Origin of the sequence: Microterricola gilva, from assembly GCF_004217495.1 — a bacterium.
In the GTDB taxonomy this organism is placed as follows: domain Bacteria; phylum Actinomycetota; class Actinomycetes; order Actinomycetales; family Microbacteriaceae; genus Microterricola; species Microterricola gilva.
Window position 1 is genome coordinate 1,945,351 of record NZ_SHLC01000001.1, and the last position, 20,477, is coordinate 1,965,827.

At 68.1% G+C, this 20,477-nt stretch carries 23 protein-coding genes; 4 read left to right on the forward strand and 19 right to left on the reverse strand.

Features of this window, described 5'->3' with window-relative positions; all coding sequences use genetic code 11:
- Positions 1 to 33 precede the first annotated feature (33 nt).
- Positions 34 to 3,438 (reverse strand): pyruvate carboxylase, encoded by a 3,405-nt coding sequence (locus tag EV379_RS09055; protein WP_130505849.1) that lies wholly within the window; start codon positions 3,436 to 3,438, stop codon positions 34 to 36.
- A gap of 76 nt (positions 3,439 to 3,514) precedes the next feature.
- Between EV379_RS09055 and EV379_RS09060 the strand changes: the two genes are divergently transcribed.
- Positions 3,515 to 4,330, forward strand: a complete 816-nt coding sequence (locus EV379_RS09060; RefSeq protein ID WP_130505850.1) for a ParA family protein — start codon at positions 3,515 to 3,517, stop codon at positions 4,328 to 4,330.
- 174 nt (positions 4,331 to 4,504) lie between these two features.
- On the opposite strand, the gene EV379_RS09065 is transcribed toward EV379_RS09060, so the two are convergent.
- The 6 genes from EV379_RS09065 to EV379_RS09090 all read right to left on the reverse strand — a co-directional run bounded on the left by EV379_RS09065 (position 4,505) and on the right by EV379_RS09090 (position 8,056).
- Positions 4,505 to 5,056 (reverse strand): MerR family transcriptional regulator, encoded by a 552-nt coding sequence (locus EV379_RS09065; RefSeq protein WP_130505851.1) that lies wholly within the window; start codon positions 5,054 to 5,056, stop codon positions 4,505 to 4,507.
- Positions 5,057 to 5,168: 112 nt separating this feature from the next.
- Positions 5,169 to 5,867 carry a transcriptional regulator FtsR gene (ftsR, locus tag EV379_RS09070; RefSeq protein WP_130505852.1) on the reverse strand — a complete coding sequence of 233 codons (699 nt, stop codon included), beginning with the start codon at positions 5,865 to 5,867 and terminating at the stop codon, positions 5,169 to 5,171.
- On the reverse strand, positions 5,867 to 6,322 hold the full coding sequence (locus EV379_RS09075) for an FHA domain-containing protein (RefSeq protein ID WP_120256539.1): 456 nt from the start codon (positions 6,320 to 6,322) through the stop codon (positions 5,867 to 5,869). Before EV379_RS09075 ends, ftsR begins: the two co-directional genes overlap by 1 nt.
- 111 nt (positions 6,323 to 6,433) lie before the next feature.
- Positions 6,434 to 7,015 carry a CDP-alcohol phosphatidyltransferase family protein gene (locus EV379_RS09080; protein WP_242616300.1) on the reverse strand — a complete coding sequence of 194 codons (582 nt, stop codon included), beginning with the start codon at positions 7,013 to 7,015 and terminating at the stop codon, positions 6,434 to 6,436.
- 10 nt (positions 7,016 to 7,025) lie between these two features.
- On the reverse strand, positions 7,026 to 7,517 hold the full coding sequence (locus EV379_RS09085) for an NUDIX domain-containing protein (RefSeq protein ID WP_130505854.1): 492 nt from the start codon (positions 7,515 to 7,517) through the stop codon (positions 7,026 to 7,028).
- Positions 7,514 to 8,056: a hypothetical protein gene (locus tag EV379_RS09090; protein WP_130505855.1), complete on the reverse strand. Its 543-nt coding sequence runs from the start codon at positions 8,054 to 8,056 to the stop codon at positions 7,514 to 7,516. The genes EV379_RS09085 and EV379_RS09090 overlap by 4 nt, the downstream gene beginning before the upstream one ends.
- 42 nt (positions 8,057 to 8,098) lie before the next feature.
- Here EV379_RS09090 and EV379_RS09095 point away from each other — a divergent pair, with 42 nt between their 5' ends.
- Both EV379_RS09095 and EV379_RS09100 read left to right on the forward strand, forming a co-directional pair.
- Positions 8,099 to 8,476, forward strand: a complete 378-nt coding sequence (locus tag EV379_RS09095; protein WP_130505856.1) for an RNA-binding S4 domain-containing protein — start codon at positions 8,099 to 8,101, stop codon at positions 8,474 to 8,476.
- A gap of 51 nt (positions 8,477 to 8,527) precedes the next feature.
- On the forward strand, positions 8,528 to 9,328 hold the full coding sequence (locus EV379_RS09100) for a lysophospholipid acyltransferase family protein (RefSeq protein WP_130505857.1): 801 nt from the start codon (positions 8,528 to 8,530) through the stop codon (positions 9,326 to 9,328).
- A 113-nt stretch (positions 9,329 to 9,441) separates the two neighbouring features.
- On the opposite strand, the gene EV379_RS09105 is transcribed toward EV379_RS09100, so the two are convergent.
- The 4 genes from EV379_RS09105 to EV379_RS09120 form a co-directional block, all read right to left on the reverse strand.
- On the reverse strand, positions 9,442 to 10,857 hold the full coding sequence (locus tag EV379_RS09105) for a glyceraldehyde-3-phosphate dehydrogenase (RefSeq protein WP_242616469.1): 1,416 nt from the start codon (positions 10,855 to 10,857) through the stop codon (positions 9,442 to 9,444).
- Positions 10,858 to 10,959: 102 nt separating this feature from the next.
- Positions 10,960 to 12,006 carry an LLM class flavin-dependent oxidoreductase gene (locus EV379_RS09110; protein ID WP_130505859.1) on the reverse strand — a complete coding sequence of 349 codons (1,047 nt, stop codon included), beginning with the start codon at positions 12,004 to 12,006 and terminating at the stop codon, positions 10,960 to 10,962.
- 60 nt (positions 12,007 to 12,066) lie between these two features.
- Positions 12,067 to 12,312 carry a carbon storage regulator gene (locus EV379_RS09115; protein WP_130505860.1) on the reverse strand — a complete coding sequence of 82 codons (246 nt, stop codon included), beginning with the start codon at positions 12,310 to 12,312 and terminating at the stop codon, positions 12,067 to 12,069.
- Positions 12,312 to 13,115, reverse strand: coding sequence for a hypothetical protein (locus EV379_RS09120; RefSeq protein ID WP_130505861.1), 804 nt, complete (start codon positions 13,113 to 13,115; stop codon positions 12,312 to 12,314). The genes EV379_RS09115 and EV379_RS09120 overlap by 1 nt, the downstream gene beginning before the upstream one ends.
- Before the next feature lie 3 nt (positions 13,116 to 13,118).
- Between EV379_RS09120 and EV379_RS09125 the strand changes: the two genes are divergently transcribed.
- Positions 13,119 to 13,307: a hypothetical protein gene (locus EV379_RS09125; RefSeq protein ID WP_130505862.1), complete on the forward strand. Its 189-nt coding sequence runs from the start codon at positions 13,119 to 13,121 to the stop codon at positions 13,305 to 13,307.
- Here EV379_RS09125 and EV379_RS09130 read toward each other — a convergent pair.
- The 8 genes from EV379_RS09130 to EV379_RS09165 are packed head-to-tail and all read right to left on the reverse strand — an operon-like array spanning position 13,288 to position 20,428.
- Positions 13,288 to 15,330: a flagellar biosynthesis protein FlhA gene (locus EV379_RS09130; RefSeq protein ID WP_130505863.1), complete on the reverse strand. Its 2,043-nt coding sequence runs from the start codon at positions 15,328 to 15,330 to the stop codon at positions 13,288 to 13,290. The genes EV379_RS09125 and EV379_RS09130 overlap by 20 nt on opposite strands.
- Positions 15,327 to 16,472 carry an EscU/YscU/HrcU family type III secretion system export apparatus switch protein gene (locus EV379_RS09135; protein ID WP_130505864.1) on the reverse strand — a complete coding sequence of 382 codons (1,146 nt, stop codon included), beginning with the start codon at positions 16,470 to 16,472 and terminating at the stop codon, positions 15,327 to 15,329. The genes EV379_RS09130 and EV379_RS09135 overlap by 4 nt, the downstream gene beginning before the upstream one ends.
- A complete protein-coding gene (locus EV379_RS09140) occupies positions 16,473 to 17,234 on the reverse strand; it encodes a flagellar biosynthetic protein FliR (protein WP_130505865.1) in 762 nt (253 codons plus the stop codon).
- Positions 17,234 to 17,509 (reverse strand): flagellar biosynthesis protein FliQ, encoded by a 276-nt coding sequence (gene fliQ, locus EV379_RS09145; RefSeq protein ID WP_130505866.1) that lies wholly within the window; start codon positions 17,507 to 17,509, stop codon positions 17,234 to 17,236. Before fliQ ends, EV379_RS09140 begins: the two co-directional genes overlap by 1 nt.
- The gene (gene fliP / locus EV379_RS09150) at positions 17,509 to 18,306 is read right to left on the reverse strand and encodes a flagellar type III secretion system pore protein FliP (protein WP_130505867.1); all 798 of its coding nucleotides are present in this window, start codon (positions 18,304 to 18,306) and stop codon (positions 17,509 to 17,511) included. Before fliP ends, fliQ begins: the two co-directional genes overlap by 1 nt.
- Positions 18,306 to 18,752 carry a FliO/MopB family protein gene (locus EV379_RS09155; RefSeq protein WP_130505868.1) on the reverse strand — a complete coding sequence of 149 codons (447 nt, stop codon included), beginning with the start codon at positions 18,750 to 18,752 and terminating at the stop codon, positions 18,306 to 18,308. Before EV379_RS09155 ends, fliP begins: the two co-directional genes overlap by 1 nt.
- Positions 18,753 to 19,526, reverse strand: coding sequence for a flagellar motor switch protein FliN (fliN, locus tag EV379_RS09160; RefSeq protein ID WP_130505869.1), 774 nt, complete (start codon positions 19,524 to 19,526; stop codon positions 18,753 to 18,755).
- Positions 19,523 to 20,428, reverse strand: a complete 906-nt coding sequence (locus tag EV379_RS09165; RefSeq protein ID WP_130505870.1) for a flagellar motor switch protein FliM — start codon at positions 20,426 to 20,428, stop codon at positions 19,523 to 19,525. Before EV379_RS09165 ends, fliN begins: the two co-directional genes overlap by 4 nt.
- Positions 20,429 to 20,477 lie beyond the last annotated feature (49 nt).

A 20,477-nucleotide genomic window follows, 5' to 3' on the forward strand; every position in this document is an offset into this window, starting at 1 on the left:
TCCCCTTATTTCGGGCAGAACTAGCGTTCCAGCTTAGCGCGGACGCACAACCACGAGAAGATCACCGGCGTCGACCTGCTGCGTCTTGGGGATGGCGAGACGCTCGATCACTCCGGCGATGGGCGAGGTGATCGCCGCTTCCATCTTCATGGCCTCGATCGAGGCGACGGCCTGACCGGCCGCGACCTCGGCGCCGAGCTCCAGCTGCAGGGTAACGACGCCGGAGAACGGAGCCGCGATCTGACCGGGCTGAGAGGCGTCGGCCTTCTCGGCAACCTTGGACTCGACGGTGATGCTGCGGTCGCGCACGAAGACGGGGCGCAGCTGGCCGTTGAGGATGGTCATGACGGTGCGCATGCCCTTGTCGTCGGCCTCACCGATGGCCTCGAGACCGGCGTAGAGACGCACACCCTTCGAGATCTCGACCACGTGCTCGCCGCCGGGACGCAGACCGTAGAGGTAGTCGAGGGTGTCGACGCTGGAGAGGTCTCCGAAGAGTTCACGGATCTGCTCGAACTGGCGCGTCGGCGCCGGGAAGAGCAGGCGGTTCAGCGTCGAGCGGCGGGTTGCGCTGTCGGCCTCGAGGCCGTCGCGGTCCTCCTGGCTGATCTCGGTCACACCGATGCGGATGTTCTTGCCCGCGAGAACCTTGCTGCGGAAGGGCTCAGGCCAGCCGCCGGGCAGCTCGCCGAGCTCTCCGGCCATGAAGCCGATGACCGAGTCGGGCACGTCGTACTTGTCCGGGTTCTCGGCGAAGTCGGCCGGGTCGGCGCGCACGGCGGCGAGGTGCAGGGCGAGGTCGCCGACGACCTTCGACGACGGCGTCACCTTGGGGACGCGGCCGAGGATCGTGTTGGCGGCCGCGTACATGTCTTCGACGAGCTCGAAGTCGTCGGAGAGGCCGAGGGCGATCGCCTGCTGGCGCAGGTTGGACAGCTGGCCGCCCGGGATCTCGTGCTTGTAGACACGGCCGGTCGGGCCGGCGAGGCCGGACTCGAACGGGCGGTAGACCTGGCGAACGGCCTCCCAGTACGGCTCGAGGCTCGAGATGCCGTCGAGCGAGATGCCGGTGTCACGCTCGGTGTGCGCGAGGGCGGCCACGAGCGAGGAGGCGGAGGGCTGGCTGGTGGTGCCGGCCATGGGTGCGGATGCCACGTCGACGGCGTCGGCACCGGCACGGGCCGCGGCCAACAGGGTCGCCAGCTGGCCACCCGGTGTGTCGTGGGTGTGCACGTGAACGGGCAGGTCGAAACGCTCGCGGAACGCGCCGACGAGCTTCTCGGCTGCGGCGGGACGCAGGAGCCCTGCCATGTCCTTGATCGCCAGGATGTGCGCGCCGGACTCGACGATCTGCTCGGCCAGACGCAGGTAGTAGTCGAGCGTGTAGAGGTCTTCGGCCGGGTCAAGGAGGTCACCGGTGTAGCAGACGGCGACCTCGGCGATGGCGTGCCCGGTCTCGAGCACGGACTCGATCGCCGGGCGCATCTGCGACACGTCATTGAGGGCGTCGAAGATGCGGAAGATGTCGACACCGGTCGACGCGGCCTCACGCACGAAGGCGTCGGTCACCTCGGTGGGGTACGGCGTGTAACCGACAGTGTTGCGGCCGCGGAGCAGCATCTGCAGGTTGATGTTCGGCAGCGCCTCGCGGAGGGCGGCCAGACGCTCCCACGGGTCCTCGCCGAGGAAGCGCAGGGCCACGTCGTACGTGGCGCCGCCCCAGGCCTCGACCGAGAGCAGCTCGGGGGTGAGACGCGAGACGTACGGGGCAACGGCGACGAGGTCGCGGGTGCGCACACGGGTGGCGAGCAGCGACTGGTGGGCGTCGCGGAACGTCGTGTCGGTCACGGCCAGCGCCGTCTGCGCGCGCAGGGCGGCCGCGAAGCCGACCGGGCCGAGCTCCTGCAGCTTCTGGCGGGAACCGGAGGGAGCCGGCGTGCTGAGGTCGAGCTTCGGCAGCTTGTCGGCCGGGTGCACCAGGGAGATCGGCTTGCCGTTGGGCTGGTTGACGGTGACATCCGCGAGCCAGTTGAGGATCTTGGTTCCGCGGTCCTTGGAGACGCGGCCGCGCAGCAGCTGCGGGCGCTCGTCGATGAAGGAGGTGCTGAGGTCACCGGCGGCGAAGGACGGGTCCTCGAGCACGGCCTGCAGGAAGGAGATGTTCGTGGAGACACCACGGATGCGGAACTCGGCAAGTGCGCGCTTGGAGCGGGCGACGGCTGCACCGAAGTCACGGCCGCGGCACGTGAGCTTGGCGAGCATCGAGTCGAAGTGCGGGCTGATCTGGGCACCGGGGTTGATGGTTCCACCATCGAGGCGGATGCCGGCGCCGCCCGGCGAGCGGTAGGTCGTGATCTTGCCGGTGTCCGGGCGGAATCCGGCGGTCGGGTCCTCGGTCGTGATGCGGCACTGCAGTGCTGCGCCGCGCAGCTTGATGTCCTTCTGCTCGAGCCCGAGGTCGACGAGGGACTCCCCCGCCGCGATGCGGATCTGCGCCTGGACGAGGTCGACGTCCGTGACCTCTTCCGTCACGGTGTGCTCGACCTGGATGCGCGGGTTCATCTCGATGAAGACGTGCTGGCCGGCACGCTCGCCCGCGGTGTCGAGCAGGAACTCGACGGTTCCGGCGTTGACGTAGTTGATCGACTTCGCGAAGGCGATGGCGTCGGCGTAGAGCTCTGCGCGCTTCTCGTCGCTGAGGTTCGGCGCCGGGGCGATCTCGACGACCTTCTGGTGGCGGCGCTGCACAGAGCAGTCACGCTCGAACAGGTGAACGGTTCCACCCTGGGCGTCGGCGAGGATCTGCACCTCGATGTGACGGGGGCGCAGCACGGCTTGCTCGAGGAACATGGTGGCGTCGCCGAAGGCGCTGTCGGCCTCGCGCATCGCCTCTTCGAGCGATCCGCGCAGCTCGGCCTTGGTGTTGACGCGGCGCATGCCGCGACCGCCACCGCCGGCGACGGCCTTGGCGAAGATCGGGAAGCCGATCTCGTCGGCCTGGGAGATGAGCAGCTCGACGTCACGCGATGGCGGCGTCGACTTCAGCACGGGCACGCCGGCGGCGATGGCGTGTTCCTTGGCGGTGACCTTGTTGCCGGCCATCTCCAGAACTTCCTTCTGCGGGCCGATGAAGGTGATGCCGTTGGCGCGGGCGGCCTCGGCGAGCTCCGGGTTCTCGGAGAGGAAGCCGTAGCCGGGGTAGATGGCGTCCGCGCCACTGTCCAGGGCGACCCTGATGATCTCGCTGACATCGAGGTACGCACGCACCGGGTGGCCCGGCTCACCGATCTGGTAGGCCTCGTCGGCCTTCAGACGGTGCAGGGAGTTGCGGTCCTCATAGGGGAAGACGGCGACCGTCTTCGCCCCGAGCTCCACGGCAGCTCGAAATGCACGGATGGCGATTTCGCCTCGATTGGCAACAAGGATCTTCTGGAACATGCAAGCCTTTCAAACACCCCGGGCACTCAGCCAACGGTTAGGTTCTCTAAGACTAGTGAAGGTAACGTGTCTTCTTGTGCACGTTCTCTCCGTCAGCTCCCTCAAGGGAGGCGTCGGCAAGACCACAGTGACTCTGGGTCTTGCATCGGCGGCCTTCGCGCGCGGCATCCGCACCCTCGTGGTGGACTTGGACCCGCAGTCCGACGTCTCCACCGGCATGGATATCCAAGTCGCGGGGCACCTCAATGTGTCCGACGTGCTCGCTTCCCCCAAGGAAAAGGTGGTGCGTGCGGCAATCGCGCCGTCCGGCTGGACCAAGGGCAGGGCAGGCAGCGTCATTGATGTGATGATCGGCAGCCCGTCCGCCATCAACTTCGACGGCCCGCACCCGAGCATCCGTGACATCTGGAAGCTCGAAGAAGCGCTCGCGAATGTTGAGAAAGATTACGAACTCGTTCTGATCGACTGCGCGCCGTCGCTCAATGCGCTCACCCGCACCGCCTGGGCAGCAAGCGACCGTGTCGCCGTCGTCACCGAGCCCGGCCTCTTCTCCGTTGCTGCGGCCGACCGCGCACTCCGCGCGATCGAGGAGATCCGCCGCGGCCTCTCGCCGCGCCTGCAGCCGCTCGGCATCATCGTGAACCGTGCCCGCACGGCATCCCTCGAGCACCAGTTCCGCATCAAGGAGCTGCGCGACATGTTCGGACCGCTCGTGCTCAGCCCGCAGCTCCCGGAGCGCACCTCGCTGCAGCAGGCGCAGGGCGCGGCGCAGCCGCTGCACATCTGGCCGGGAGACAGCGCTCAGGAGCTCTCGCGCTACTTCGACCAGCTGCTCGACCGCGTGCTGCGCACCGCGAAGATCGAGAAGTACGCGGAGAACCCAAGCGCCTGATCGGCACGAGCGGGTCGCGGGTTTCGACACGCTCAACCAGCGGGCCCGTTTTCGACAAGCTCAACCAACGGAGCGGGGTTCGACACGCTCAAACGGAACGGGTTTCGACAAGCTCAACCAGCGGACGCGCCGAACAGACCCGCTGATCGAGCGGGTCGAAATCACTGCTGAGGTCTAAGAGATCTTCTTGCGGCTGACGCGGCGGGCGGCGAGCTCGTCGCCGGAGTCCGCGCTCTGCACATTGAGCTCGACGAGGCTCGTCTCGACCTCGCGCAGCACCTTGCCGACGGCGATGCCGAAGACGCCCTGACCCCGGCTGACCAGGTCGATGACCTCGTCGTCCGATGTGCACAGGTACACACTGGCGCCATCGCTCATCAGCGTGGTCTGGGCGAGGTCGTTCACGCCGCTCTCGCGCAGCTGGTTGACGGCCGTGCGGATCTGCTGGAGCGAGATGCCGGTGTCGAGCAGGCGCTTGACGAGCTTGAGAACGAGGATGTCGCGGAAACCGTAGAGACGCTGCGAACCGGAGCCTGCCGCACCGCGCACGGTGGGCTCGACGAGTTCCGTGCGGGCCCAGTAGTCGAGCTGGCGGTAGCTGATGCCGGCCGCACGGGCCGCAACGGCGCCGCGGTAGCCTGCTGCGTCATCGAGTTCGGGCAAACCGTCGGTGAAGAGCAGACCGAGGTCGTAGCGGTCTTTCTCGCTTCGACTGAGTTCACTCATACGGCTGCCTCTCAAACGTCAACGGGGTGTGTGCACCCCACCAGAGCAACGCTACCGAGAGCGAGGCTCCCCGGCAACGACATCCGCACGAATGATTCGGCGTGTCGCCCCGTCACGGTGCCAGACGGGCGAGCGCGGAGCGGATCAGGCTGCCGCGGACGACCTCCAACTGCCCGGCGATGTCGTGTGCACGCTCGATGACCTGGGCCCGACTCGAGGAGTCCTTGCGCCTCGCAAGGGGCGCAAGCGCCGACTCGATGAGGCCGAGTTCACGCTGGGCGGCGCCGCGGAAACCGCGCAGATGACGCGGTTCAATGCCGGAGCGCTGCAGTTCGACGAGAGCACGCAACACGCTCAGCGACTCGTCGGTGTAGACCTCGGACGGCGAGACGAGCGATGCGGCGATGGCGTCGTCGAGCAGGCCGGCGTTCGCCCCCGACTCGCGCAACAACTCGTCGCGGCTGTAGCGGCGAACGGCCGAAAGCATCGACGGTGCAGACGGCGAAGCGCCTGGCAGGCTGGGCGTGCGGCCGGCGTCGATCTCGGCCAGGTGGCTGCGGATGACCTTGAGCGGGAGGTAGTGGTCGCGCTGCATCGACAGGATCAGCTGCAGACGCTCGACATCGGCCGCGCAGAACTTGCGGTAGCCCGACTCGGTGCGGGCGGGAGACACAAGCCCCTGCTCCTCAAGGAAACGGAGTTTCGACGGCGTGAGATCCGGAAACTCGGGGTTCAAATGCGCGAGCACCTGCCCAATGCTCAGTCGCGGAGCAGACCCGACCACCCGCGCCCTGGCCGTGGATGCGGGCACTATTCGCTCGCAGCCTGGGCGAGGTCGAGCCGCGAGGCGTAGAAGGTGAGTCGGAACTTGCCGACCTGGACCTCGGCGCCGTCACTGAGCAGCGCCGTCTCGATGCGGACGCCGTCGAAGTAGGTGCCGTTGAGCGAGCCGAGGTCTTTGACCTCGAACGCCGTGCCGTGCCGAAGGAACTCTGCGTGCCGACGCGACACCGTCACATCGTCGAGGAAGATGTCGGCATCCGGGTGGCGCCCGGCGCTCGTTACATCGCTGTCGAGAAGGAAGCGTGCCCCACTATTGGGGCCACGGCGCACGATCAAAAGCGCCGATCCGGAGGGCAGCGCGGCGATGGCTTCCGCCTCTTCCTCGCTGATGTCGCCGTCGATGGCGACCAACTGTGCGGCCAGCTCGCGGCTGAATGCCAGCGTCGTGTCCACCAGTTTCTGGTGCGCCTGAGTGTGATTCAACGGCGCAGCGCTCTCATCACTCGAGTTCTCCTGCTCGGAATCAACCACGGTAACCTCCCCTATATATCCAGCGTATCGGATTGGCGCGGCAGTTCCACACGGCCGGGGCAGTCATTTTGCCTGCACGGGTCGGATGACACGCAGCGTTTCAATAAGGTAGATCGCTCCGGCCCACCAGTAGAGGAAGGCGCCCCAGAGCGTGATCGCCCACGCGACCGGTTGGCTGAACGGTGCGAGAGCGGGAACCGCGAGGCCGAGCATGATGAGCGGCATCCCGAGGAAGAGCGCGAAGGTGGCCACCTTGCCGAGCAGGTGCACGGGAAGCGGGCCGTAGCCGTAGTTGGCGAGCACGATGCCGAGCACGAGCAGCAGGAGGTCGCGGCCGACGATGACGGCGACGAGCCACCACGGGACCAGCTCCCTGAAGGCGAGTCCAATGATCGCGGCGAAGATGTACAGCCGGTCCGCCGCCGGGTCGAGGAGCTGGCCGAGCCGGCTCATCTGGTTGAAGCGGCGCGCGATGTAGCCATCGAGGAAGTCGGTGAGGCTGGAGATGACGAGCACGGTGAGGGCGGCGGCATCCCGCCCCTGCATGAGTAGGACGAGGAAGACGGGCACCAACAGCAGACGACCGAAGCTCAGGATGTTGGGCACCGTGAAGACGCGGTTGCTGAGTTCTGGCTGACCGGTCACGCTTTCGAGTCTATCCAGCAGCCGCCCCCGGAAGCCGGAGGCGCAACGCGGGCCACGCCGCGGCGAATCCGGGGTGCAGGGGCCGGAGCTCGACATCGGCAGGGTGCACCCATTCCAGTGCGATGCTCTCCGGATCGCTGATCACCGCGTCGAAGTGCTCAATCACCTCGGCGATCACGGTGGTGTAACTCCAGAATCCCTTGTCGAACACCGATTCACCGATCACGCGCAGAGCGGCAGCCGGAACGCCGGCCTCCTCGTTGGCCTCACGGAGGGCGGCGTGCGTTGCACTCTCCCCGTCATGCCGCGCGCCGCCTGGCAGCCCCCAGGTTCCACCGTGGTGGCTCCACGCGGCCCGGTGCTGGAGCAGCACTCCCCTGGCCTCATCGCAAACGAGCAGCCCGGCCGCTCCGAACCGACCCCAGAACTTGCTGCCGTCCTGCCCGAACACCCACGCGTCCCCGCTGTCGCGCGGCGCGGCTGGCAGCGTCGGCACGCTCATGCGACCGCTTCCACGGAGGCCGCGCCGAGCGGCTCCGCTCCGGCGCGCTGCGCGTTCTTCCGCGGCTTCGGGAAGGCCTCTCGCATGTGATCGCTGTCCAACACGTCGGAGACGCCGATGAGGATCAGGCTGAAGATGATCTGCTCCGTCACCATCCAGAGCGGGTAGAGGCCGGGGATCGCCGCAATCACGAGCGTGACCACCGGAAAGATCTTGCTGAACAGCCGGAGCCGCGAGTAGGCCCAGTAGAAGCCGCGCTGAGCCCGCCAGGCGAAGTAGAACAGCGTCACCGTCATGGCGAGCACGACGAGCGAGCGCATCCACACGGCGAACGGGATCTCGACACCATCGAGCCAGAGCGCGGCGGCGACGACGACGGCCGCGCTGCCGATCAACAGCTCGGCGGCCAGGAGCCACGTGATCCAGACGAAGCTGCGGCGGGTGCGCGGGTGCTGCCTCATGTCTTCTGGGATGGTGATCCCCGCCGTGCGTCCGCCGGCGATGCGGTCGAGCGTGAGAAAGAGTGGTTCAAGGGTCATGCGTGCCTCCAGCTCAAGGCTACGCTCCCCTAGGCTCGAGTCATGGCACAGGATGGCACGACGCGCGTCGACAGTTGGCTCTGGGCCGTCCGCCTCTTCAAGACGCGCTCCGCGGCCACCGCGGCCTGCCGATCAGGCCACGTGCGGGTGAACGGTGAACGTGTCAAGGCGGCGCAGGGGGTGCGCATCGGAGACGAGATCCGCATCCGCATCTCCGGCTTCGACCGGATCGTGGTCGCTCGCCGCCTGCTCGTCAAACGGGTCGGTGCGGATGTGGCCGCAGAGTGTTACACCGACAACACCCCGCCTCCGCCGCCGAAGTCCGAGATGGCACTCCTGCCCGTCCGTGATCGCGGAGCCGGCCGCCCGACGAAGCGGGATCGCCGCGAGATCGAACGGTTGCGGGGCGAACGGGAGTAGCGCCCCATTTGCATGTCGCGGCGGGCATACGCACGGCCGTACAGTTCAGTTATGGCCACACGCAGGATCGAACCCGTCTACTCGACCATGATCGCCATCGGCCGTGGACTCTTCGGCGCATTGCGCCTGCGGCGGTCCGTCGCCGGCATCGAGAACATCCCGCGCGACGGGGGCGCGGTCCTCGCCATCACGCACTTCGGCTACCTCGATTTCGCGCTGACCGAGTGGATTGTCTACCTCGGCACGCGACGGCACGTGCGCTTCATGGCCAAGGAGAGCGCATTCGCCAACCCGCTCGTCGGCTGGCTGCTGCGCGGCATGCACCACATCCCCGTGAACATGAAAGCCGGGCATGCAGCGTTCGACAATGCCGTCGCCGCGCTGAAGTCCGGTGAGCTCGTCGGGGTCTTCCCCGAGGCCGGGGTGAACGCATCCTTCACCGTGCGCGAGCTGAAGAGCGGAGCAATGCGCATGGCCCAGAAAGCCGGAGTGCCGGTGATCCCCGTCGCGGTGTGGGGCGGACACCGTCTGCTGACGAAGAATCACAAGCCGACACTGCGCGAGGCGTACAAGGTACCGATCTCGGTAGCGATCGCCGACGCGATCACGGTTTCGCCGACGGACGAGCCACACGAACTCACCACGCGGCTGCGGCAGACGCTGCAGAGCATGGTCGACACGTTGCAGACCGGCTACCCCGTCGATGGCACCGGCGCCTGGTGGCAGCCGCGGCACCTCGGCGGAACCGCCCCGACTCCGGAGGAGGCCGCAGCGGCCGACGCTGCGCGTGACCGCCGGCGCGAGGCCGAGGCGGCCGAGCGCGCGGCCGAGAAGCACAAGCCGAACAGCTGACCACGGCCGAGCACCGGCCCGCGAGAATCACGCGGGCCCGGTGAATTCACCGGGCCCGCGCAGAAAAGGCGGGCCGGCGGCGCCGTCCGCCGCGCCGCTCGCCGGATGGGCTGCTAGACCGCTGCGCGCTCAGGCAACACGGTCGGGTGGGTCTGGGCCATCTGCTCGAGCACACGGACAACCTGGCAGCTGTAACCGAACTCGTTGTCGTACCAGACGTAGAGCACGAGGTTGTTCTCGGTGGCGATCGTTGCCAGGCCGTCGACGATGCCGGCACGGTGCGAGCCGACGAAATCGGTGGACACGACATCCGGGGAATCGATGAAGTCGATCTGCTGGCGCAGGGTCGATCCGAGCGAGAGCTCGCGCAGGTAGGCGTTCACCTCTTCTCGGCTCGGGGTCGTCTCGAGCCGCAGGTTGAGGATCGCCAGCGAGACGTTGGGCGTCGGAACGCGGATCGCGCTCCCCGTGAGCTTGCCAGCCAGCTCCGGCAGCGCCTTGGCCACGGCCTTGGCAGCACCCGTCTCGGTGATCACCATGTTCAGCGCCGCGGACCGGCCACGACGGTCGCCGGAGTGGAAGTTGTCGATCAGGTTCTGATCGTTGGTGAAGGAGTGCACGGTCTCGACGTGCCCGTGCACGACGCCGTAGCGCTCGTTCACGGCCTTGAGCACCGGCGTGATGGCGTTGGTCGTGCAGGATGCCGCCGAGAGGATGGTGTCCTCAGCGGTGATGGTGTCGTGGTTGATGCCGTGCACGATGTTCTTCAGCTCACCCTTGCCTGGCGCGGTGAGCAGCACGCGGGCCACCCCCGGGCAGGCCAGGTGCTGGCCGAGCCCCTCCGCGTCGCGCCACCGCCCGGTGTTGTCGACGACGATGGCGTTGTTGATTCCGAACGCCGTGTAGTCGATCGACGCGGGATCGTTCGAGTAGATCACCTGGATCAGCGTGCCGTTGGCGAGGATCGTGTTGTTCTCCTCGTCGACGGTGATCGTGCCGTCGAATGAACCGTGCACGGAGTCCCGGCGCAGCAGGCTCGCCCGCTTCACGAGGTCGTTCGCCGAACCCTTGCGCACGACGATCGCGCGCAGGCGCAGACCATCGCCGTGACCGGCGTGTGCGATCAGGATGCGGGCGAGCAGACGCCCGATGCGTCCGAAACCGTAGAGCACGACATCCGTTCCGCCGCTCGACGCATCGTCACCGTTCAGCACGGGCTGGAGTTCGTCGCGCACGAACTCCTCGAGCGTGCGACCGTCGCCGCGCTCGGCGAAGCCGGAGACGAGGCGGGCGATGTCGATGGATGCCGGACCGGGTCGGAGCGCGCGGAGCGCCTCGAGCACCCGCATCGTGTCGTCGACGTCGAGCTCGGCGCCGTCGACCTGCTTCGCGAACTTGTGTGCCTTGAGGAGCCCGATGGCCGAGCGATTCAACAGCCGCCTGCCGTGAACCGATGTCACCACCCCGTGGTCTCGGTAGAGGCTGCCGATGATGGGGATCATCGCCTCGGCGCGTTCTTCACGGCCGATCCAGAGCGTGCGGTGGGCGTCAAACTGCTGAGTCACAAAGGTTCCTTCGCGTGGCCGCACAGGATCACCGTGCCCGGCCTCGTTGCCTGATGGGGATACCCCTCAGTCTACCGATTCCGCGAGGAGCTCCCGTACGCGCGGTGCCACGGCGCTGCCGTAGAGCTCGATGCTCTGCATCAGCTGCGCGTGCGGCATCGTGCCGTTGCTGTACTTGAGGTCGAAGCGTTCCGCGCTGAGCGCGGTCACCGCTGCCGCGATCTTCTGCGCGACCGTTTCGGGCGACCCGACGTAGAGCGCGCCGTCCGGCCCGGCCGAGTCCTCGAACTGTTCCCGTGTCATCGGGGGCCAGCCGCGTTCCCGGCCGATGCGCTCCTGCATCACCGAGTAGTGCGGCCAGAGCTGCTCGCGGGCGATCGCATCGGTCTCGGCGACGTGACCGGGCGAGTGGATGCCGACGGGCTGCGCGGGCTGCCCATACTGCGCGAGCGCGCGGTGGTAGAGGTCGACGTATGGAGCGAACCGCACGGGGCTGCCGCCGATGATCGCGAGCATGAGGGGAAGGCCGTGCCGTGCCGTGCGCACAACGGACTCCGGGCTGCCGCCGACACCGACCCAGGTGCGCAGCGTTCCCGACTCGGTGTGCGGGTAGACGTTCTGCTCGCTCAGCCCCGAGCGGACCGTGCCCTGCCAACTCACCGGGCCCTGCTTGATCAGCTCGACGAAGAGTTCGAGTTTCTCCTCGAAGAGCTCCTCGTAGCGATCAAGCGAGAGCCCGAACAGCGGGAACGACTCGGTGAACGAGCCGCGCCCGAGGATCACCTCCGCACGCCCGCCGGAGATTCCGTCGAGGGTCGCGAAGCGCTGGTAGACGCGAACCGGGTCGTCGCTGCTGAGCACGGTGACGGCCGAGCCCAGGTGGATGCGCTCGGTCTTCGCCGCGATCGCCGCGAGCACGACCTCAGGGGCGGAGACGGCGAAGTCGGCGCGGTGGTGCTCACCGATGCCGATGAAGTCGAGTCCCATCAGATCGGCCCGCGCACCCTGCTCGACGAGGTTGCGCAGCACCTCACCGTGCGAGAGCGGGTGCCCGTCGGCGTCGAAGGTGACGTCGCCGAAGGTATCGATTCCGAGTTCCAGTGCCCGCGTCATCCGTGTCTCCTTGATTCGTGAGTGCGTTCGCCTCCGACAAGAACCGCGCAGACGGCGCGGCTATTCCGAGGGCGCTGTGAGCTTGCCGAGGCTTTGCACGAGTCGCTGCTCGTCGTCGGCGCCGGCGGTCGTCGCCGCGACATTGGCATCTGCGACGGCCTGGACGACCTCTGAGCGCTGGATCTTGATCCCGCGCGGGGCGTCCACCCCGATGCGGATGCTGTCGCCGCGTGCGTCGAGAACGGTGATGACGATGTCGTCACCGATGAGGATCTTCTCCCCTGGTTTTCGCGTCAAGACAAGCATCAGCTCAGACTATCCTTTCGCGTGTTGGAGTTGTGAGCCCACAGCACGGGCAGACCGAGCGCTGCGACGGAGTGCGGGGTGGAGGTCTCTTCGCCGCCGATCGCGACCACGCCGTGCACGTCGAGTGCGTCACGGCAGGCGGCGACCCACGCCGCCGTGTCCTCCGGCTTGCGGCCGACGTCGACGACGAGCCAGAGCTGGTCGGGCAGGATGCCGGCAGCGACACCGAGTTGGCGATCGCGGCCGTCCGCGCCGGCGGCATCGACCTCTGCACCGAGTGCCGTGAGGCCGAGCACGGCGATGCAGGCCGCCCCGCGCTCGACCCCGCGCGCCCGCGCGGCGGCTGCGTCGCGTCGGTCGGAGAGCACGGCGCCGTCCGGGACAGCATCGGCGGCAGCGGAACCTCGTGGGGCGCACCGGATGAGCTCGGCGCCCGTCGTCTCGGCCCAATCGCGCGCGAGCATCTCGGCGTCGGCGCGCAGGCCGATGCACAGCACGAGGTCGCCTGGGCTCTGCAGCGGCAGCGGCGGCGGCCCAGCGGCCGGTGCCGCCTCGATCGCGGCCTGCGCGGTGGGCGGGGTGAACGCTGCTCCGGTGATGGGCAGCAGCCCGGCGACGGGCACGCGCGGAACGGGGTGTTCGATCGGCTGGGCCGTGTCGAAGGTCATCTGCGCCAGGAGGGCGGCGAAGTCCGGCCTCGCCGTCGACGGCTGTTCGACGAGCGGTGCGTCGAGCAGCTGCCGCTCGGCATTCTCGGCATCTTCGAGCAGTGCTGCCAGGCCGACACGGGTCGGCAGGCTCATGCTGTGCACGCCGTGGCTACCGGATTCCGGGAGTTCGACGGTGACCTCGAAGTGGTGCTTGGCGAAGAAGCCACGGATGCCGCCACTCACGACCCGCTCGGCCGCGACGATCTTCGCGTGCCGGCCGTGTTCGGCCAGAACGCGCTCGTGCAGCGCGGTCAGCGACGGACCCTCAAGCCGCAGCTGCCGTGACAGAGCGCACCACCCCCACGGTCTCGATCTCGACGTTTGCGGAGGTGACCTCGCTGTACGAGAGCACGGCGACGCCGGTCTGCGGGGTCACGAGGCGGTGGATGGCCGGGCGGAGCGCCGGCGCGCACACCAGAACGGCGGACGTTCCGATCGCGTCGGCATGAGCGAGCGCCGAGCGCAGCGAGTCGATGACCCGCTCCATGCTGTTCGCATCGAGCAGGATCTGCGTGCCGTGCTCGGCCGGGCGCAGCCCTTCGAGCATGCTCTGCTCGAGGCCGGGGTCGATCATGACCACGCGCAGCATGCGGCCGTCGAGGTGCTTCGCGACGAGTGCGGGACCGAGCGCCTGGCGTGCGGCCTCGATCAGCCCCTCCGGGTCGACGGAGACCTTCGCACGCAGGGAGAGCGCCTCGAAGATGCGGGGCAGGTCATTGATGGCGACCTGCTCGGCGAGCAGCCCCTGCAGCACCCGCTGCACCTCCGCGAGGGAGAGCAGGGCAGGGGTGAGCTCCTCGACGGCCGCCGGGTTCACCTGCTTGACGCCGTCGCTCAGCACGCGCACATCCTCGCGGGTGAGCAGACGCGCGGCGTTGGCCGTGACGATCGAGGAGAGGTGCGTCACGATCACCGACACGCGGTCGATCACCGTCGCGCCCGCCATCTCCGCGCTGTGCCGCAGCTCGGCCGGAACCCACTTGCCTGGCAGCCCGAAGACGGGTTCGATCGTGGTCGTCCCCGGCAGCGCCTCCAGCGCATCGCCGAGGGCGAGCACCCGCCCGCCCGGCGCGATGCCGCGGCCGGCCTCGACGCCGGCGATGCGAATCACGTAGGTGGACGCCGGCAGCTCGATGCTGTCGCGGGTGCGCACGGGCGGCACGACGATGCCGAGTTCCATGGCGATCTTGCGGCGGAGCGCCCGCACCCGCCCGAGCAGATCATCGGACGCGCCGGAGACGACGTCGACGAGGTCGGGGGCGAGCAGGATCTCGAGAGCGTGCACGCGCATCTGTTCGATCAGATCGTCTGTGGTCTCCGCGACCGTCGGCGGGCCGGCATCCGGGGCCTTCGCGGCGGCCTCGTCGCGGATCGTCCGCGCCTTCACCTTCTGGGCGCCCCAGATGAGGAAGGCGCCGATCACGATGAACGGGATCATCGGCATGCCGGGGATGAGGGCCATGACGATGGCTGCGCAGCCGGCGATCATGAGCGCGTTGCGCGACTGCGCCAGCTGGCTCCCAGCCGTCGTGCCCATGTCGGCGTCGGCGGTTGACCGCGTCACGATCATGCCGGTGGAGACCGCCATCAGGAGCGCGGGAATCTGGGTGACGAGGCCGTCGCCGATCGTGAGCAGCGTGTAGGTGCTCACGGCGTCGCCGAGTTCCATGCCGCGCTGGACCATGCCGATCGTGATGCCACCGATCACGTTGATGATGATGATCAGGATGCCGGCGATCGCATCGCCCTTGACGAACTTCGACGCACCGTCCATCGCACCGTAGAAGTCGGCCTCCGATGAGACCTCCGCGCGCCGCTCGCGCGCCTGGATGTCGGTGATGAGGCCGGCGTTCAGATCGGCGTCGATCGCCATCTGCTTGCCGGGCATGGCGTCGAGGGTGAAGCGGGCGCCGACCTCGGCCACGCGCTCCGCACCCTTGGTGACGACGATGAACTGGATGATGACGAGGATCAGGAAGATGACGCTGCCGATGATGATGGAGCCGCCGACGGCGACGTGCCCGAAGGCCTCGATCACCTGGCCGGCGTAGCCCTCGCCGAGCACGAGGCGGGTCGAGGCGACGTTGAGGCCGAGGCGGAACAGCGTCACGGCGAGCAGCAGCGACGGGAACACGGAGAAGTCGAGCGGCTTGCGGATGAACATCGTCGTGAGCAGGATCACGAGCGCGAGCAGGATGTTGACGATGATCAGGATGTCGAGCAGCCAGGCGGGAACCGGAACGACCAGCAGCAGGATGATGCCCACGACGCCGATCGGAACGGCGAGCTTGGCGAGATTTCGATTCATGAGAGTGCCCTTCGAGGTGCTGCAGGCGGTTGTGTCGAGGTCTGTGCTGAGGTCTGTGCCGATGTGTTCTGTGGAACGAGGGTGTGCGTGCCCTGCGCCGCGCCACGTTTCTTCAGCGCCATGACGAAGGCGAGGACGCGCGCGACCGCGTTGTAGTGCTCGAGCGGGATCTCGTGGCCGATCTCGCACTCGGCGTGCAGGGCGCGGGCCAGCGGCACGTCCTTGACGATGGGTACGCGGGTCGCGTCCGCCTCCTCGCGGATACGGGTGGCGATGATGCCCTGCCCCTTGGCGACGACGCGCGGAGCGGCCTTGCCTGCCTCGTAGCGCAGGGCGACGGCGATGTGCGTTGGATTCACGAGCACGACATCCGAGCCGGCGACGGAGGCGATCATGCGGTTGCGGCTCATGGCGAGCTGGCGCGAGCGCCGCTGCGACTTGATCAGCGGGTCGCCCTCGCTGCTCTTGTTCTCGTCCTTGAGCTCCTGCTTGGTCATCCGCGTCTTCTTGCGGTTGCGCTTCATCACCACGAAGACGTCGGCGGCGGCCAGCACGAGTCCGGCGGCGACCGCGGCCTGCAGCAGCACGGCCGAGCCGTCGGCCGCCGCGGCGAGCAGCGCGCTGACGGGCAGACCGCCTGCACTCGTGAGCACCGGCATCAGGCCCTGGATCACGAGGAACAGCACGAGCCCGACGACGAGGGTCTTGAGGAGCGACTTGGCACCCTCCCAGAGCGCCTGCATGCCGAAGACGCGCCCTGCACCCTTGACGAGGTTCAGCTGCTCGTAGCGGCCGGTGAACTTGCGGAAGTGGATGCCGCCCTGGGCTGCCGCACCGAGCAGCACGACGGCGGCGACGACGACGAACAGCGGGCCGAGCGTGCCGAGCATCGAGCCGAGCCCCTGCACCAGCTCGTCGAGGGCGTGCTCGGGGTTCGGCGTCGCGATGATGTCGCGGATGCCGAACATCTGCGATTCGGCCGCCGCTGTGCCCCGCGCGATCGTCGTGGAGAGCATGACGGCCGCGGCCCCGACACCGAGCCAGGCGACGAGATCCTGGGAGCGGGTGAGCTGGCCCTTTGAGCGCACCTCTTTCATGCGCTTGGGAGTCGCCTGCTCGGACTTCTCTGCGGCGTCTGACATCTACTTCACCTCCCGCATCGTGGTGAAGGCATCGTCGGCGAGGGCGGCGATGACCTCTGGCAGCACGGTCACGACCATCCCGGCCAGCACGAGCGTGATCAGGATCTTGACCGGGAAGCTGAGGGCGAAGGCGTTCAGGGCCGGCGCGACACGGGTCAGGAGCCCGAGTCCGGCATCCGCAAGGAAGAGCACGACGAGCAGCGGGCCGGCGATCTGCACGGCGGCGAGCAGCATCTGGCTGACCCCCGTCACCATGAGCTCGGCGCTGACCGCGAGGTCGAGCCCGCCCCCGAGCGGGATGGAGTCGTAGGAGCGGACGATCCCGCCGATCACGAGCTGGTAGGCGCCGGAGGCGAACATCAGCGCGAGCGCCGTCATCTGGAACAGGCGCGTGAACTGGGCACCGTTGACCATCGAGCCCGGGTCGAAGGCCTGCGCCATCTGGAATCCGCCGAACAGGTCGATCAGGCTGCCGGCCGACTGCACGGCAGAGAAGATGAGCGAGACGAGAAAGCCGAGCACGGCGCCGACGAGCAACTCAAGGGCGAGCGCCGTGAAGAACGCGCCGGTGTCGAGCGGCTCGTATCCAGGCGTGACGCGCGGCGACACGGCGAGGGCGAGCCCGACGCCGAGCATCGCCTTGACACGGGCGGGAATGGCCCGGTACGAGAACGGCGGCGCGATCATGAGGAATGCCGTCATCCGCACCGTGGCCAGACCGACGGCCTCCAGCCAGCCGAGACTCAGCGTCGTGCCGAACATCAGGCGCTGCCGATCAGCATCGGGATCATTGCGAACAGGTGCTCCGTGAAGCTGATCAGCTCGGAGATCATCCACTGGCCGGAGATGAACAGGGCGGCGCAGACCGCGATCGCCTTGGGCACGAAGGAGAGTGTGACCTCCTGGATCTGGGTGATCGATTGGAACAGCGAGATCGTGAACCCGACGACGAGCGCGGTGATCAGCAGCGGGGCGGCGAGCTTGGCCGAGATGATGAGGCTCTGCATCGCGATGTCGAGGACGGCGGCGGCATCCATCAGCCACCCCGATAACTGGTGATGAGGGAGGTGATGATGAGCCCCCAGCCGTCGACGAGGATGAACAGCAGGATCTTGAACGGCAGCGAGATCATCACTGGCGGGAGCATCATCATGCCCATCGACATGAGCACCGCGGAGACGACGAGGTCGATCACGAGGAACGGCACGAAGATCACGAAGCCGATGATGAACGCCGCACGCAGCTCGGAGATCATGAAGGCGGGGATGAGCGTCGTGAGCGGCACGGCCGCGGCGTTCTCGGGGTTCGGCAGCCCGGCCGCGCGCGTCATCAGCGCGATGTCCTCTTCGCGGGTGTGGGCGAGCATGAACGCCTGCAGCGGGGCGGATGCCGCATCGAGCGCCTGCGAGAAGTCGATCGTGCCGGCGATGAACGGCTGCACGGCCAGCTCGTTGATGGCCATGAGCACCGGGCTCATGATGAACAGCGAGAGGAAGAGGGCGAGGCCGGCGAGCACCTGGTTCGGCGGGATCGTCGGCAGGGCGAGCGCGTTCCTGGTCATGGCGAGCACGACGAAGATCTTGGTGAACGAGCTCATCATGAGCAGCAGCGCCGGTGCAACGGAGAGCACCGTGATGCCGATGAGGGTGACGACGGCCGATGACGGCGTGCCGTTCGGCCCGTTGATCTCCACCTGGACCCCGCCGCCGGGATCCGCAGGCGGTGTCGGCAGGGTCGGGTCGATCGGGGCGGCCATCGCACCGCTCGCGTTGAAGAGAACGGTGGCGCCGACGACGAGGGAGACAATGCCGAGCGCGATTGCCCAGCGGCGCATCACCGCCGGTTCCGAACGACGGCGGCGGCCTGCTTCCACGTCTCGCCGGACAGGATGGAGCCGGCGAGCGGCGACGCCGAGGCCGTGTCTGACGGAGCGGCCGACTGGGTGACGAGAGCGACATCGGCCGGCTCGGCCTCCGCGAGTTCGCGGGCGAAGAGATCGGGGTCGAGGCCGCGCGCCGGCTCGATCTCTGAGCTGTGCAACACGTTCACGCCGTGCTCGGTGACGCCGAGCAGGAAGCGCCTGCCGTCGTGCTCGATGACGACGACGTTGGCCTTGGAGCCGACGCTCTGCCGCCCGACGACCGTTGGGCTGTTGGCGGCGCGCGCCTTGGCCGCCGACCCGACTCCGCCGCGCGCGAAGCGTCGCTGCAGCAGCCACAGCAGTGCCAGGACGGCACCGAGGGAGAGCAGGACGCGCAGCGCGACGAAGAGGGTCTCCACCTAGAGCGCGCCGTCCGCCACGTCGAGGATACGGGTGATGCGCACGGCGTAGTCCTGGTCGACGACGACGATCTCGCCGTGGGCGATCAGCCGGCCGTTGAGCAGAACATCGGCTGGGGCTCCAGCCGAGCGGTCGAGCTCGATGACGGCGCCCGGCTCGATCGAGAGCACATCGCGCACTGTCATCCGTGTCCGCCCGAGTTCGACGGTCAGCGCCATCTCGACGTTGTTGATCCGGCCGAGCTTGCCGACGACCTCGGCGTCGGATGCCGCGGAGCCTGGCGTTGCCGCGCCGCGGCCGTGAACTGGCGCCGTGACGGCGTCGCGCACGCGGACGGCGAACCAGCCGAGCACGGCTGCGGCGTCATCCGCACCGCTCAGCAGTTCGAAGACGACGGCCTCATCATCGGCGAAGAGGCTGCCCGCGTCACCGATCGTGCTCGCGCCGAGCAGCCCGTTGCCGAGTGTCCCGGCCGCGGCCTCGAGCGATGGGCGCAGCACATCGGCGGCCGAGATCAGCGGGGAGTCGCTTCCGCCTGCGCTCTGCAGCGCCGCGCCGTCGAGCACCGCGACGGCGAGGTCGGCCGAACGGGCGCCGACGAAGGATGCCATCGCGGCACCGGACATGGCGGCGGCAGCGGCAGCGGCCTCGCTTCCGCTCAGGTCGCGGGCGATGACGGCGTGACTCACCCCCGGCAGCGGGAGCACCGCGAGGAGGGCGTCAACGGCCGAGCGTTCGGCCGTGCCGGATTCGAGGGTCGTGCTTGGCGTCATCGTGCTGTCTCCTTGGTGCTGACGACGACACAGGCCAGACGGGATCCGTTGATCCCGACTGCTGCGTCGGCGAGTTCGTGGCCGTCGACGACGAGGTCGAGCGGACGGTGCTGGGAATGCGGAAGCGGGATGACATCGCCGATCGTGAGGCCGAGCACGGTGCCTGGCAGCACGGGAGCGGGCGCGAGGCGCAGCACCACGTCGATGGGAACCGTTCCGAGCTGTGCCTCGATGAGCCCTCGAGCGTTCTCGACGGGGCTCGTCGGGTTCGATTCGCCGAGCTGCGGCAGGATCACGGCCGCGGGGATCGCGACTGTCGCGCGGGAGCGGTGGTCGCCGACACGCACGTCGAAGCTCGCAACGATCATCAGTTCGGAGGTCGGGGCGGCCTGGGCGAACTGCGAGTTGTACTGGATGCCGTCGATCGAGATGTCGTTGGTCAGCAGCGCGCCGAGCGAGTAGCGGAGGTCTTCGAGGGCGTCATCCATCAGACGGCGCACGAGCGCTTGCTCGATCTGGGTGAAGACCCGCTCCGGCATCTGGGTCTCCCCCGTGCCGCCGAGCATGCGTGCAACCCAGGAAAGCCCTGCGGATGCCGGGAACTGCACGACCGCCTTGGCCGCGCTGGAGTCGATCGAGCACAGCACCATCGCCGTGGTCGCCGGGAGTCCGGCCGCGTACTCGTCGTAGCTGTGCATGAGCACCTCTTCGCAGCTCACCTGCGAGAGCACGCGGACCTTCGCGGTCAGCTGGGTCGCCCACTGCCTGGCGAAGGTCTCGAAGGCGAGCTCCAAGACGCGCGAGTGCTCGCGGGCGAGCGTCGTCGGGCGCCGGAAATCGTAGACCTGGGCGGTGCGGGGCTGCGCGGAAGCCGCGCGCTGTTGCTTCTCTCGTACCGTCACGATTGCGACTATCGGCAGTTCGGGCGCCGCCGTAAGCCGTCTTCGTCAA

What these genes read in the sequence shown, in the direction of transcription:
- EV379_RS09055 (WP_130505849.1), bottom strand. Translation starts at nt 3,438, where the DNA reads ATGTTCCAGAAGATCCTTGTTGCCAATCGAGGCGAAATCGCCATCCGT.
- EV379_RS09065 (WP_130505851.1), bottom strand. Translation starts at nt 5,056, where the DNA reads ATGAGTGAACTCAGTCGAAGCGAGAAAGACCGCTACGACCTCGGTCTG.
- EV379_RS09085 (WP_130505854.1), bottom strand. Translation starts at nt 7,517, where the DNA reads ATGAGCGTGCCGACGCTGCCAGCCGCGCCGCGCGACAGCGGGGACGCG.
- EV379_RS09090 (WP_130505855.1), bottom strand. Translation starts at nt 8,056, where the DNA reads ATGACCCTTGAACCACTCTTTCTCACGCTCGACCGCATCGCCGGCGGA.
- EV379_RS09095 (WP_130505856.1), top strand. Translation starts at nt 8,099, where the DNA reads ATGGCACAGGATGGCACGACGCGCGTCGACAGTTGGCTCTGGGCCGTC.
- EV379_RS09100 (WP_130505857.1), top strand. Translation starts at nt 8,528, where the DNA reads ATGGCCACACGCAGGATCGAACCCGTCTACTCGACCATGATCGCCATC.
- EV379_RS09110 (WP_130505859.1), bottom strand. Translation starts at nt 12,006, where the DNA reads ATGACGCGGGCACTGGAACTCGGAATCGATACCTTCGGCGACGTCACC.
- EV379_RS09115 (WP_130505860.1), bottom strand. Translation starts at nt 12,312, where the DNA reads ATGCTTGTCTTGACGCGAAAACCAGGGGAGAAGATCCTCATCGGTGAC.
- EV379_RS09120 (WP_130505861.1), bottom strand. Translation starts at nt 13,115, where the DNA reads ATGAGCCTGCCGACCCGTGTCGGCCTGGCAGCACTGCTCGAAGATGCC.
- EV379_RS09130 (WP_130505863.1), bottom strand. Translation starts at nt 15,330, where the DNA reads ATGAATCGAAATCTCGCCAAGCTCGCCGTTCCGATCGGCGTCGTGGGC.
- EV379_RS09135 (WP_130505864.1), bottom strand. Translation starts at nt 16,472, where the DNA reads ATGTCAGACGCCGCAGAGAAGTCCGAGCAGGCGACTCCCAAGCGCATG.
- EV379_RS09140 (WP_130505865.1), bottom strand. Translation starts at nt 17,234, where the DNA reads ATGTTCGGCACGACGCTGAGTCTCGGCTGGCTGGAGGCCGTCGGTCTG.
- fliQ (WP_130505866.1), bottom strand. Translation starts at nt 17,509, where the DNA reads ATGGATGCCGCCGCCGTCCTCGACATCGCGATGCAGAGCCTCATCATC.
- fliP (WP_130505867.1), bottom strand. Translation starts at nt 18,306, where the DNA reads ATGCGCCGCTGGGCAATCGCGCTCGGCATTGTCTCCCTCGTCGTCGGC.
- fliN (WP_130505869.1), bottom strand. Translation starts at nt 19,526, where the DNA reads ATGACGCCAAGCACGACCCTCGAATCCGGCACGGCCGAACGCTCGGCC.